The sequence below is a fragment of the Vibrio phycocola genome (assembly GCF_053850235.1).
The window spans coordinates 32,465-46,140 of the sequence record NZ_JBSQDJ010000010.1 but is presented as its reverse complement, the minus strand read 5'-3'; the positions used below and the strand labels follow the sequence as shown (position 1 = coordinate 46,140).

8 protein-coding genes and 1 other RNA gene are annotated in these 13,676 nt (G+C 43.0%); 4 read left to right on the top strand and 5 right to left on the bottom strand.

Features of this window, described 5'->3' with window-relative positions:
- Positions 1–49 precede the first annotated feature (49 nt).
- The 4 genes from hrpB to acnB all read left to right on the top strand — a co-directional run bounded on the left by hrpB (position 50) and on the right by acnB (position 10,074).
- Positions 50–2,524: an ATP-dependent helicase HrpB gene (gene hrpB / locus ACWU4D_RS14300; RefSeq protein WP_456052120.1), complete on the top strand. Its 2,475-nt coding sequence runs from the start codon at positions 50–52 to the stop codon at positions 2,522–2,524.
- Complete coding sequence (gene mrcB / locus ACWU4D_RS14295; RefSeq protein WP_456052119.1) at positions 2,524–4,899, top strand: penicillin-binding protein 1B; 2,376 nt, start codon at positions 2,524–2,526, stop codon at positions 4,897–4,899. The genes hrpB and mrcB overlap by 1 nt, the downstream gene beginning before the upstream one ends.
- Positions 4,900–4,907: 8 nt before the next feature.
- Positions 4,908–7,253 (top strand): patatin-like phospholipase family protein, encoded by a 2,346-nt coding sequence (locus ACWU4D_RS14290; protein WP_456052118.1) that lies wholly within the window; start codon positions 4,908–4,910, stop codon positions 7,251–7,253.
- A gap of 223 nt (positions 7,254–7,476) precedes the next feature.
- Positions 7,477–10,074, top strand: coding sequence for a bifunctional aconitate hydratase 2/2-methylisocitrate dehydratase (acnB, locus tag ACWU4D_RS14285; RefSeq protein ID WP_456052117.1), 2,598 nt, complete (start codon positions 7,477–7,479; stop codon positions 10,072–10,074).
- A gap of 181 nt (positions 10,075–10,255) precedes the next feature.
- Here the strand turns inward: acnB and serA are convergent, their stop codons facing one another.
- The 5 genes from serA to zapA all read right to left on the bottom strand — a co-directional run bounded on the left by serA (position 10,256) and on the right by zapA (position 13,566).
- Complete coding sequence (gene serA / locus ACWU4D_RS14280; RefSeq protein WP_456052116.1) at positions 10,256–11,485, bottom strand: phosphoglycerate dehydrogenase; 1,230 nt, start codon at positions 11,483–11,485, stop codon at positions 10,256–10,258.
- Between the two features lie 251 nt (positions 11,486–11,736).
- The gene (gene rpiA / locus ACWU4D_RS14275; protein ID WP_456052115.1) at positions 11,737–12,393 is read right to left on the bottom strand and encodes a ribose-5-phosphate isomerase RpiA; all 657 of its coding nucleotides are present in this window, start codon (positions 12,391–12,393) and stop codon (positions 11,737–11,739) included.
- Between the two features lie 62 nt (positions 12,394–12,455).
- A complete protein-coding gene (locus tag ACWU4D_RS14270) occupies positions 12,456–13,046 on the bottom strand; it encodes a 5-formyltetrahydrofolate cyclo-ligase (protein WP_456052114.1) in 591 nt (196 codons plus the stop codon).
- Between the two features lie 3 nt (positions 13,047–13,049).
- Positions 13,050–13,234, bottom strand: a non-coding RNA gene (gene ssrS / locus ACWU4D_RS14265) — 6S RNA.
- A 29-nt stretch (positions 13,235–13,263) separates the two neighbouring features.
- A complete protein-coding gene (zapA, locus tag ACWU4D_RS14260) occupies positions 13,264–13,566 on the bottom strand; it encodes a cell division protein ZapA (protein WP_456052113.1) in 303 nt (100 codons plus the stop codon).
- Between the last annotated feature and the right edge of the window lie 110 nt (positions 13,567–13,676).

Sequence of the window (13,676 nt, the reverse complement as noted above, 5' to 3'; positions counted from 1 at the left end):
ACTGTTTTTATGTACAATGATTGCTTCATTAAATCATAAGGGGTTTGCTTTGCAACAATTGCCTATCGAGTCAGTGATCCCTCAGTTAATTTCTGGTATCCAATCACACCCTCAGATTATCTTGCAAGCAGCGCCCGGAGCGGGTAAATCGACCTATTTTCCTTTAGCTTTGTTACGTAGCGATACCGTAACGGGCAAGATTATCATGCTCGAACCTCGACGTTTGGCCGCTAAATCGATAGCTAACTATGTTGCCGCTCAGCTTAATCAAGAAGTTGGGCAACGGGTAGGTTATCGAATAAAAGGTGAAAGTAAGGTGAGTGACCAAACTCAGTTAGAAATCGTCACTGAAGGTGTACTCACTCGGATGATCCAAGATGATCCTGAATTGAACGGTGTTGAGGTCATTATATTTGATGAATTCCATGAACGCAGTTTGCATGCAGATTTAGCGTTAGCCTTATCGCTCGAAGTTCAAACAGCTTTGCGAGATGACCTGAAGTTGGTGGTGATGTCAGCAACATTAGATGGTGATGCGCTCCAGAATTTGTTGCCAGAAGCATTGATGATCGAGTGCGAAGGGCGGTCGTATCCGATTGAAGTTCGATACGCGCCACTCAATCCCAACGATGATGTATTCATTAAAATGGCGCAAAAAATCACGTCATTATGCGATAGTGAGACCGGCTCTATTCTCGCTTTTTTACCCGGTATTTCTTCTATAAAACGCGTAGAAGCGGCATTGAATGACTCTTTATCTGGTCGTGATGATATTGTCATCGCCCCTCTTTATGGCCAACTTAGTTTTCAAGAGCAGCAACGAGCAATCAAACCCGTGACATCTAGGCTGCGAAAAGTGGTATTGGCAACAAATGTAGCCGAAACATCGCTAACGATAGAAGGGGTTCGAGTCGTGGTTGATTCGGGGTTAGAGCGACATGCTCGTTTTGATCCGGTAAGTGGCGTAACCAGGCTAGAGCAAGTTCGAATAGCACAATCTTCAGCCCAACAACGTGCTGGTCGAGCGGGGCGAATTGAACCTGGTATTTGTGTTCGGTTATATTCTGAATCTCAATATCAACAACAAACCAGAGTACCTGTCCCTGATATTTTACATTCTGATCTCACTAGTACTGCATTGGAGTTATCCAACTGGGGAGTACGAGATGTAAAAGAATTAAACTGGCTCGACACACCACCGCAAGCGTTGATTGAACGTAGTAGAGAATTGCTTATTACTCTCGGTTTGATTGATCAGCAGCATCAATTGACCACTATGGGGCAGCAAGCGTATCAGCTCGGAATAGACCCTCGTTTGGCTAGTATGCTATTGCAATCAAGACTGTTGGGAAGTAAAGGGATGGTGAGTGCTATCGCATGTGCGGTGTTAATTGAAGAGCCCGACTTTAATTGTACCGATTTAACGATGGCATTCCATTTGTGGCAACAAGGTAAACACAGCAAACGTCAGCGCCTGATGACTCGATCTAAACAGTTAGCACGCAAACTCAATGTATCGTTTGAGTTATCTAAAGTGGATGAGCAGTGTTTAAGACTTGCGGCGGCTTTAGCGTTTCCCGATAGAATCGCGCAACGTCGAGGCCGTTCAGAAAGCTCCGAATTTAAACTGGCCAATGGTCATGGGGCTAAGCTACGTCAGGAATTCCTTTTCTCTCAGGCAAGTTATCTTGTGGTGTGTGACTTGATGAGACATCACGGAGCCGACAGTCAAATTCAATTGGCGAGTGACATCTCTTTATCTGAATTAATGGAATACTTGACGCATTTAACCAAGGAGGTTGATCATCTCGATTGGGATGAAAAGCGAGGTCGTTTGATTGCGGAACAACGAGTTATGTGCGGTCAGTTAGTGCTAACTACTCGTCTATCGCAGGAACCTGACCAAGAAAAAATAACACAAGCTTTGCTAAATTATGTTCGCCGCTATGGCTTATCTGTATTAAATTTGAATCAAACCACTATCGAATGGCTTGAGAGAGTACGGTGCGCTGTTGAGTGGCTCCCAAATGAACCTTGGCCAGAGTTTAATGAATCTGGATTATTGGAAAACCTTGAAGTTTGGTTAGAGCCTTATATGAATAATGTTCGTACTGCTAAACAATTGAGTAACCTTCCTCATGCAGAAGCGCTCAAAGCTTATCTCGGTTGGCCTTTAAATCAACAACTGGACCAATGGCTGCCCCCTAAATGGAGACTGCCGACTGGAACTCATAAAGCGATTCGATATAGAGTGGGATCGGAACCAACACTCTCGGTTCGAATCCAAGAGGTGTATGGGGAACAAACTTCACCAGTAATTGCACAAGGATCAAAGCGATTATTGCTTGAGTTGCTATCACCGGCTCAGCGGCCGATTCAATTAACTCAAGATTTAGCGGCATTTTGGGCAGGATCTTACAAGGAAGTACAAAAAGAGATGAAAGGGCGGTATCCCAAGCATGTTTGGCCTGATGATCCTGCTAATCATATTGCAACCACTAAAACAAAGCGGCACTTTAACTGATGACAGATAAGAAACCGACAACTCGTGGCTCAGCGACGTCAAAAAGTACACCTAAACGCAGTTCAAAAACGCAGAGTAAATCTGGTACTTCGAAGAAAAAAGGGCAAGACAAAAAGCCTCGCGGTTGGTTGAGGAAAAGCTGGAGCGTTGCCTGGAAATTAGGGGTAGTTGGGTTTACGATCTTGGTATTTTATGGTTTTTATTTAGACGATATTGTTAAGCAGCGCTTTTCTGGGCAGCTCTTCAAGCTTCCAACAGTTGTATATTCACGCATACTGACCTTATCTCCTGGTGATGAAATCAGTCTGAAGGAAGTTCGACAAGAATTGGATGTACTCAATTACCGCAAGGTAACGCAACCACGTTATGCGGGGGAGTATTCGTCTTCAGCGACACGAATTGAGCTGATTCGGCGACCGTTTGAATTTTCCGATGCATCAGAGCCAGAACGTCATGTGATGCTCCATTTTGATGGTAACGAGTTGATGCGTATTCAATCGTTAGAAAGCCGTGGAGATATGGGTTTTTTACGTATTGAACCCAAGTTACTAGGAATGTTAGAAAAAAACAGCGAAGAGCAGAGACTATTCCTACATAGAGAGCAATTTCCTGAAGTGATGGTGGATGCGTTGTTGACCACTGAAGATCGTAACTTCTATCAGCATGATGGTATTGCTCCTTTCGCGATTGCTCGAGCGGCCGTTGTAAACTTTAAAGCAGGACGAACGGTTCAAGGCGGGAGTACATTAACTCAACAGCTAGCTAAAAACCTATTTTTGACCAGCGAACGGTCGTTATGGCGTAAGTTCCGCGAAGCTTTAATGGCACTGATTATTGATTACCGCTACAGCAAAGATCGAATTTTAGAAGGTTACTTGAATGAAGTGTATTTAGGGCAGAGCGGTGCCCAAGCGATTCATGGTTTCGGTCTTGCTTCTCGACTTTACTTCGGACAACCTTTGCAAGAGTTGAGAATAGATCAACTTGCTTTGTTGGTGGGAATGGTTAAAGGGCCTTCATACTATAATCCAGTGCGCTCTCCTGAACGAGCGAAAAAGCGCCGTGATCTGGTTTTAAGACTGATGATGGACCACGATATTCTTACCGCAAAACAATACGCAATGGCTGTTGAGCGTCCATTAGATGTGGTTAAAAACCCAAGTATTGCTCAGCGTCAGCCTGCCTATTTCCAGCAAGTTGCCATTGAATTGAAACAGCAGGTCGGCGATTCCTTTGAATCTGATAAAGGGCTAAAAGTCTTTACAACGCTCGACCCGGTTTCACAATTTGAACTCGAACAAGCGGTATCAAAAACCATCCCTCAATTAGGCTCTGCACAATTGGAATCTGCGGCGGTGGCTGTTGATCGTCATAGTGGTGAGATTCGAGCTATCGTTGGCGGGAAAACGGTAGGATATGATGGGTTTAATCGTGCTCTAAATGCGAGTCGACAAATTGGTTCATTGGCGAAACCTGCGGTGTATTTGACGGCATTGAGTGATCCCCAAAAATATACTTTGGCAACAACATTATCTGATAAACCTATTGCATTGAAATCCAATGATGGTGAGGTGTGGTCACCGCAGAACTTTGATCGTAAATTTCGAGGAGAAGTACCACTTTACTTGGGTTTGGCAAAATCCATTAATGTCCCTACAGTCGATTTAGGGATGCAAGTCACCATTGATGAAGTTAGTAAAACCTTGGTTGCGTTGGGCATGGATAGCCAGGAATTACGCTCGGTTCCGTCTATGTTCCTTGGGGCGTTTAGTCTCGCTCCAATTCAAGTTGCTCAGCTCTATCAAACGATAACCAATTCTGGAAAACGATCGAGATTGTCGGCATTGCGTTCTGTGGTTGATGTTGATGGTAACGTGCTCTATCAATCATTACCTAAAAGCTCTCAATCTGTGCGACAGCAAGCTGCATGGTTGACGACTTATGCGATGAAACGAGCGGTATTAGAAGGAACGGGAAGAGCGTTAAATACGCGTTTCCCTTCCGCTGGCTTAGCTGGAAAAACTGGAACCAGCAATGATACTAGAGACAGTTGGTTTGTTGGTGTTGATGGTCGGGAAGTCACGACTATTTGGGTTGGCCGAGATGACAATAAATCAACAGGCTTAACCGGTGCAACGGGCGCTCAACGGGTCTATTCAAATTACTTGGCCAAGCGCGGAGCGGTCGTATTATCGCTGCCATGGCCAAACGGAATCTCAATGTTCGGTTTTTCCCAAAATAAAAGTGGTGGATTAACCTTAGATTGCAGCAACGACTTTAAGTTACCCATCTGGGATGAAGATGGTGTTTATCAACAAGCGTGTCAAAAGCAGAAAACACCAAGCGGTTGGATTAAAAAGTTATTTAAGTGGTAGTGCTACGAATGAACCTGAACGGAACTAAAATCTTGATGATGGGAAAACATGGGTTGCGAGCTGTATGGTTGGTAAGTCTCTCAATATTGGGATCAATGACGACTGCTATGGCGACAGTGAACGACGATGCATCCATACAAGCACGCAAGCCTAGCGAGCGTCCTGTTATTGCGTTAGTTCTAGCGGGAGGGGGAGCAAAAGGAGCTGCTCATGTTGGTGTTTTGCAAGCACTTGAAGAGATGCACATTCCGATTGATATTATCACCGGAGCCAGTATGGGGGCCTATGTCGGTGGTTTATATGCCAGTGGTCAAACCGCAGAGCAGATCCACGAACATATTGGTCAGGTGGATTGGAATAGCGGTTATCGTGATCAAGTTGATCGAGGTTTACGCCATGTTCGGGAAAAAGAATTTGAAGATCGCTATCAATTAGATGCTGATCTTGGTTTTCGTTATGATTCACTTGATATTCGTGTACCTAAAGGCGTCATTCAGGGGCAAAATATGTTGCGCCTCATCCGTCAGGCTGCGGGTCATATCCCTCGTCTCAATTCATTTGATGAATTACCGATTCGCTACCGTGCGGTGGCAACCGATATAGTGAACTTAGAGCCATTTATTTTAGACAGTGGCTACTTGGTGGATGCTTTTATGGCAAGCATGTCTGTTCCAAGTATTCTTCCACCTTATGAAGTTGATGGGCATATATTGGTCGATGGCGGTGTCACTAATAATATGCCAGTGGATGTTGCCCGTTCGCTGGGAGCAGACATCGTCATTGCCGTAGATATTAGTACTGATTATAAAAATGCTGAACAGTTCACCACTTACATTACTGTCGCTGACCAACTTTCTAACTATTTAGTACGTCAAAGTTCGCAGAAACAAGCAGAAGAATTACTAGAAGGGGACATTTATTTAAAGCCCGATGTTGGCGATATGGAAACGATAGAGTTTGACCGTCTTGATGAAGCGTACCAGAAAGGGTATGAATCGGTTCAACAAGCCTTCGTTTCTTTAGAAAATCTCGCTATGACACCTTCTGATTATGCTGATTATCGTAATAATATCGAACAGGCCGCATACCCCATTGCTCGAGGTAAGACATGGCAATTTAGCGCACTCAAACTGGTCAATCAGAGTCACTATAGTGAAGCAGTATTGAGCGAAATGTTAGATATTCCTCTCAACCAGCCACTTTCTACTGAACAGATTGAGCAGCGGATACGCCAGTTGTATGCATTAGATCGGTTTGAATTGATTTTTTATGACGTTGATTCTTCCGGTGGTTCAGATCAGTTAATTGTTCATGTTCGAGAAAAATCTTGGGGGCCGAATTATTTAACATTTCGCTTAGCGTTAGAAGATGACTTTGATGATCAAAGCCGATATTCGGTAGGGATGAGTAACAGCTTTACGGATTTAGATTCTATTGGCAGTGAATTGCGGCTTGAAATGGAAATGGGGACAGATCGCCGTATTGGGTTGGAGTATTTTCGTCCGCTTACTTTAGACCAACAAGTTTTCACAAGTACCTCATTAGAGTATCAAAATGAACTGCGTAAGTTTTCTGATGAAGATGTAGAAGTTGCTGGTTTGAGTGCGGCCGAGAACTATTTTGAGGTGAACTATGTCGAGTTGGTGGGTGAGTTGTCACTTGGCTATCAATATAACCCTTGGGATGAATTTGAATTTGGGATGCGGATTACCGACGGTGAAGCGAGATTACCTTCCCAAGGTGATATGGAATATCAACGCAGAGGCGTTTATGCACGCTACCAATTCGATACATTGGATAATTCTAAATTTCCTCGAGATGGCGAGTATGTTGATATGGAGTTTATGCGGTCGCACGATAAAGCGGAATTAAGCGATAGTAGCAACTCGAATCGATTAGACGAGTGGGTTTCTGAATATAACTTATCGGCTATTATGGCGAGAAGCTTTGAACGCCATACCTTAATGGTTCAAGGCGACTTATCTAGGTTGGATAGTAAGCGGTTTGATTATCCAATTAATCCGCTATCAATAGGAGGATTTCTGAATCTTTCCGGCATTCCAAGTAACAGTCTAAGTGGTCAAAATAAAGCTTACGCCAGTTTGAATTATCGCTATCGCTGGTTTGATAACGACTTTGGCGTGTTTACTTCTCCAGTCTATTTAGGTGCTTCCTATGAGTACGGTGGAGTATGGTCTAGTTCTAATTTATCGCTATCGAAGGCGCCTTTATTCAATGCAGGAGCTCTTTTTGCAGGAATTGACTCACCGGTTGGGCCGATTATGTTCGGCTATGGACGAACTGAAAATAGCTATGACTCGATCTATTTAGTCGTAGGAGCCAGCTTTAAATAGTAAATAAATGTGTATTTGACGAATCTTGAACTAAGACTTTAGTCGTAAGTTGAGGACCCGCGCCAAGTGAACTCATTTTCATTTAGGCGTATCTTTGCTATTCTGGGTGGACAGTTTGGAGTTCTCGGCAACCATTTAGGTTCACCGTGAGCGCCAAGTTTCCAAGGACGTTTACCCTAAAAGCTATAATAAATGGGGTCAACAGCAAAAAGAGGAAGAAGTCGTGCTCGAAGCCTATCGTAAACACGTCGCAGAGCGTGCTGCAGAGGGAGTTGTACCTAAACCCCTAGATGTAGAACAAGTCACCGGTCTGGTTGAATTATTAAAAGCGCCACCTGCTGGCGAAGAAGCATTTATCCTAGATCTTTTAGAAAATCGCATTCCCCCTGGTGTTGATGAATCTGCTTATGTAAAAGCGGGCTTCTTGGCGGCGATCACCCGTGGTGAAGAATTATCACCCCTTGTAGACCCAACAAAAGCGGCTCAGCTTTTAGGTACTATGCAAGGTGGTTACAACATCGAGCCTCTTGTCAGCTTACTTGATAACGATGCATTAGCGCCAACAGCTGTTGAGGCCTTGTCTCATACTCTATTAATGTTCGATGCGTTTTATGATGTCGAAGAAAAAGCGAAAGCTGGAAATGAGTTTGCTAAACAAGTTATGAATTCTTGGGCAGAAGCCGAATGGTTCTTATCGAAACCTGCGCTGCAAGAAAAAATAACGTTAACCGTATTTAAAGTAACAGGTGAAACGAATACAGATGATCTGTCACCTGCTCCTGATGCATGGTCTCGTCCAGATATCCCTGTCCATGCGTTAGCCATGCTTAAAAATGAACGTGAAGGAATTGAGCCTAATCAACATGGTTCAATCGGTCCTATCAAGCAAATTGAAGCCCTTCAAACGAAAGGTCACCAATTAGTTTATGTGGGTGATGTTGTCGGTACCGGTTCTTCGCGTAAATCAGCAACAAACTCAGTATTGTGGTTTATGGGTGATGATATCCCATTCGTGCCTAATAAACGTGCGGGCGGCTATGTACTTGGTGGTAAAATTGCCCCAATTTTCTTCAATACAATGGAAGATGCCGGTGCATTGCCAATTGAAGTTGATGTCACCAAACTAAACATGGGTGATGTTATCGATGTTTACCCATTTGAAGGCAAAGTTTGCAATCATGATACGGGTGAAGAGTTAGCTCAGTTTGAACTAAAAACAGACGTCTTAATTGATGAGGTTCGTGCTGGTGGTCGTATCCCATTGATCATCGGTCGTGGTTTAACAGACCGTGCTCGTGAAGCACTAGGTCTTGAACCATCAACGGTATTCCGTCGTCCAGTTCCTGTTGCTGACAGTGATAAAGGTTTCACATTAGCACAGAAAATGGTCGGTAAAGCATGTGGTGTTGAAGGTATTCGCCCAGGAACTTACTGTGAGCCGAAAATGGCGACAGTGGGTTCTCAAGATACCACTGGTCCTATGACACGTGACGAGCTCAAAGATTTAGCTTGTCTTGGTTTCTCTGCTGATTTAGTCATGCAGTCTTTCTGTCATACCTCTGCTTATCCAAAACCAATCGATGTGAACACTCACCATACTTTGCCTGATTTTATTATGAATCGTGGTGGGGTGGCATTACGTCCAGGTGATGGTGTAATCCACTCGTGGTTAAACCGTATGCTATTACCTGATACCGTTGGTACTGGTGGTGACTCGCATACTCGTTTCCCATTAGGTATTTCTTTCCCTGCTGGTTCTGGTTTAGTGGCATTCGCTGCGGCAACAGGTGTTATGCCGTTGGATATGCCAGAGTCAGTTCTGGTTCGATTTAAAGGCGAAATGCAACCGGGTATTACGCTACGTGATTTAGTTCATGCGATTCCGTATTACGGTATTCAGCAAGGCTTATTAACCGTAGAAAAAGCCGGTAAAATTAATGAATTCTCTGGTCGTGTTCTTGAAATTGAAGGGGTTGAACACCTTTCTGTTGAACAGGCTTTTGAGTTATCAGATGCATCAGCAGAGCGAAGCGCTGCGGGTTGTACCGTTAAGCTTTCAGAAGAGTCAATTTCTGAATACTTGAACTCAAATATCACCATGTTGAAGTGGATGATTTCTGAAGGTTATGGCGATCGTCGTACCATTGAACGCCGTATTCAAGCGATGGAATCTTGGTTAGCTAATCCAGCCTTGATGGAAGCTGATAAAGACGCAGAATATGCGCATGTTATTGAAATCGATCTTGCTGATATCAAAGAGCCTATCTTATGTGCTCCAAATGACCCAGACGACGCTCGTTTATTGTCTGAAGTTCAAGGAACAAGTATTGATGAAGTCTTTATCGGTTCTTGTATGACCAACATTGGACACTTCCGTGCAGCAGGTAAACTGCTAGAGAAGTTCAATGGTCAACTGGATACTCGTCTGTGGATTGCACCACCGACTAAGATGGATAAAGACCAACTTACTGCTGAAGGTTACTACGGTATCTTTGGACGTGCAGGCGTTCGTATTGAAACTCCAGGTTGTTCGCTCTGTATGGGTAACCAAGCTCGAGTTGCTGATGAATCAACAGTTATGTCGACTTCTACACGTAACTTCCCTAACCGTTTAGGTACGGGTGCGAATGTGTACCTTTCGTCAGCTGAACTTGCGGCAGTTGGTGCTATTATCGGTAGAATTCCAACGATGGAAGAGTACTTAGAGTACGCGAAACAGATCGATGCTACGGCTGCTGATACGTATCGTTACTTAAACTTCCATACTATGGATTTCTATACCAATAAAGCGGATTCAGTGATTGTGCAGCAAGCGGTATAAAAGCGGTTAGATATAATCGACTGAAAAATGAGATAAGGAGCTCTTCGTGATGAAGGGCTCTTTTTTTGTGATAAATCGTGTTATTAAAAAATGCAGTGACAGGTTTATTGGACTAGACAAATAAAAAAGTCACCGCGAGGGTGACTTTTTACTTTTGTAATTTGATTTCGCTAATTACTACTTAGTGAAGGATACGCGCGCGCAATGTACCTTCGATTTTTTTCAGTTTCGTCAGTGCTTCTTCTGAACGAGCGGTTTCCACATCAATAACAACATAGCCAAACTCTGGAGAAGTTTGCAGGTATTGTGCTGCGATGTTAATACCTTCTTCAGCAAAAATGGTGTTTATCTGATTTAGAATACCAGGACGGTTTTCGTGAATATGCAGTAGACGAGAACATTCACGTAATTCCGGTAATGATACTTCAGGGAAGTTAACGCTTGATAAGGTTGAACCGTTATCAGAGTATTTTGCAATCTTGCCAGCAACTTCATAACCAATGTTTTCTTGCGCTTCTTGAGTTGAACCGCCTACGTGTGGCGTTAACAAGACATTATCAAACTTCAATAATGGTGACTCAAATGGGTCAGCATTGGTTTTTGGTTCAACAGGGAACACATCAATAGCTGCGCCACCAATGTGTTTAGACTCAAGTGCAGCGGCTAAAGCATCAATATCAACAACGGTACCACGCGCGGCGTTAATAAAAATCGCACCCGGTTTCATTGCTGCAAATTCAGCTTCGCCCATCATGTTTTTCGTTCCTGCGGTTTCAGGTACATGAAGAGAAATGACATCCGATTGATTCAATAGTTCTGTCATTGATGCTATCTGAGTGGCGTTACCTAACGACAATTTATTTTCTACATCGTAGTAGAAAACTTGCATACCTAAGTTTTCAGCGACAATACCTAATTGGGTACCGATGTGACCGTAACCAATGATACCAAGTTTTTTTCCACGAGCTTCTACACTGTTGTCGGCACTTTTTTTCCAAACACCACGGTGAGCAAGGGCATTCTTTTCAGGGATACCACGGAGAAGTAATAATATTTCACCAAGAACAAGTTCGGCTACACTACGTGTGTTTGAAAATGGGGCATTAAATACAGGTACACCACGTTTTGCCGCTGCTTTTAGATCAACTTGGTTTGTACCAATACAGAAACAGCCAATACCAACGAGTTTTTTCGCTGCATTGATGACTTTTTCAGATAAGTTAGTACGTGAACGAATACCAACAAAGTGAGCATCAGAAATTGATTTTAGAAGCTGTTCTTCATCAATTGAGCCTTTATGGTATTCGATATTGGTGTAACCGGCAGCTTGAAGGGTTTCAACGGCAGAGCTGTGAAGGCCTTCAAGGAGCAAAATTTTAATTTTATCTTTTTCTAGTGATACTTTGGCCATTATTCTCGTCCTTAATTATGCAAAAGGAGGACAAACGAGTCATATGGGCTGCTTACTGTGTAAATTTTACATTTTAGCAACACGCAAACGTTTTCCTCATGCGTATTCTGTGCGACAAATTAACAAAAAAAATTCTTTTTGGGTAAGAAAATTATGTCATAAGCCATAATTTTTTTACGATATGTAATAAAACGGCACGGAATGGTACCGTTTGTTAAGAAATAACACTAACTACGAACCAAAATAGAGACTTATTCTTCTATTTTTGTTCCCTGAGGAGTGCCTGTAATCACTACATCTGCGCCACGATGAGCAAACAGCCCATTTGTGACAACACCAGGAATATTATTTAGAGTGGCTTCAAATTCTTTCGGAGCAGTAATTGCTAAGTCATGAACATCAATAATGATGTTGCCATTATCGGTAATGACACCTTCTCGATAAACAGGGGTGCCGCCTAATTGAGAAAGTTGACGAGAGACTTGCTCACGAGCCATCGGGATCACTTCAACAGGGAGGGGGAATTTTCCTAAAACATCGACAGCTTTGGTGCCATCAACAATACAAACAAATTTGTCAGAAATAGCGGCGACAATTTTTTCACGAGTTAAAGCTGCACCACCGCCTTTAATCATGTCTCGTTCAGGATTGATTTCATCGGCGCCATCGATATACACATCGAGTTTCTCAATGTCATTACAATCGTAAACGGTAATACCGAACGCTTTTAATTTTTCAGTTGATACGATGGAACTGGATACCGCACCTTTTATGTCATCTTTAATCGACCCAAGTGCATCGATAAAATGATTTACGGTTGAACCTGTGCCAACACCAATAATGCCGCCTTTAACCACATACTTTAATGCAGCCCAACCCGCTTCTTTTTTCATCTCATCTTGAGTCATGTTCATCTCCGGAACGATTACATTGATAAATAATTCGCGGCGATTATAGCGTTATTTTTGAGCTAATCCCAAGTCCATATTTTGCTTGGTGTTATTATTTTTGGTAATGGTATATCCCATGTTTCATTTGGTAAGGCATCGACTCGCTGACAATCATGAGCTAAACCAATCGGCGTTGCTCCAATACCTGTTTTAAACCAAGTAGATAGCGTTCGATCGTAATATCCGCCACCCATCCCCAATCGTTTTCCTTTTGTGTCAAAAGCCACCAATGGGGTAAAAATAATATCGAGCTGATCAACGGGAATAATCAGATCTTTTTTTAGTTTTGGTTCAGAAATTTTATAACGGTTTAACGTCATTTCAGTATTGGGTTGATAACGCAAAAAGAGAAGGTTACCGGAAGAGAAAGGATGAATCACAGGCAGATAAACGGATTTGTTTTGTTGCCAGAGCTGTTTTATTAGCGGGAGCGTATCGAGTTCACCATCGGAAGATAGATAAATAGCGATATGTTGTGCATTTTGAAGCTCAGCTAACGTGTTGGCTTGTTCAACTAAATCAGCGCTAGCTTGTTGCTGAAGTGCAGAAGAAAGTAACCGACGTTGAGTTCGAATCGTCTTACGAACGTATTGTCTTGAATGAAGAGTCATGTGGAATACCCCAAAGTGCCGTTGAGAATTAATGGCCCTTGAACCAGCGAGTTCAAGGCGGGTCAGCAAGAACCACCTCAGGCTTCTCGGTACTAGCCGAGCTTGCACAATAGCGATTGAATACTAACCCTTGGATGTTGCTTATCGGCTCGGGGACGTAAATCCTCTGACGAACACCCCAGGGTAAAATTTAATTCTAGTTCAAATGACCAAAGTGTTAGGCTTCGGCAGTTTTGCTCAACGCCTGTTCTAGAGACTCGGTAAGTTTTTCGAGCCTATCGACGAATTCTGATTGATTGTTTTCTTTTTCGCCTTTCAACGTCTGTAACTCATAGCTTATGTTTAGAGCCATAATAGTCATAAGATTGAGTTCATTGTTTACTTTTGTTCGCTCTGCCATTTCTTTTAGTCGTTGATCTAAATCTTGCGCAGCCTTTATCAACGACTCTTCTTGCCCTGAAGGACAATTGACCCGAGTGAGTTTTCCTAAGATTTCAACGTCTACTACTTGAGTGCTCATGAGTTAACCATCGTTTTTTTAACCTATGTCAGCAATGATACTATCGTCACTGTAAGAAGGAAACTATAGGTAAAGGGCTCGTAAGATTCAAGTGTTTCCCGTGATGGATG

What these genes read in the sequence shown, in the direction of transcription:
- ACWU4D_RS14270 (WP_456052114.1), bottom strand. Translation starts at nt 13,046, where the DNA reads ATGACTCTTCATTCAAGACAATACGTTCGTAAGACGATTCGAACTCAA.
- zapA (WP_456052113.1), bottom strand. Translation starts at nt 13,566, where the DNA reads ATGAGCACTCAAGTAGTAGACGTTGAAATCTTAGGAAAACTCACTCGG.
- ACWU4D_RS14290 (WP_456052118.1), top strand. Translation starts at nt 4,908, where the DNA reads ATGAACCTGAACGGAACTAAAATCTTGATGATGGGAAAACATGGGTTG.
- rpiA (WP_456052115.1), bottom strand. Translation starts at nt 12,393, where the DNA reads ATGACTCAAGATGAGATGAAAAAAGAAGCGGGTTGGGCTGCATTAAAG.
- mrcB (WP_456052119.1), top strand. Translation starts at nt 2,524, where the DNA reads ATGACAGATAAGAAACCGACAACTCGTGGCTCAGCGACGTCAAAAAGT.
- serA (WP_456052116.1), bottom strand. Translation starts at nt 11,485, where the DNA reads ATGGCCAAAGTATCACTAGAAAAAGATAAAATTAAAATTTTGCTCCTT.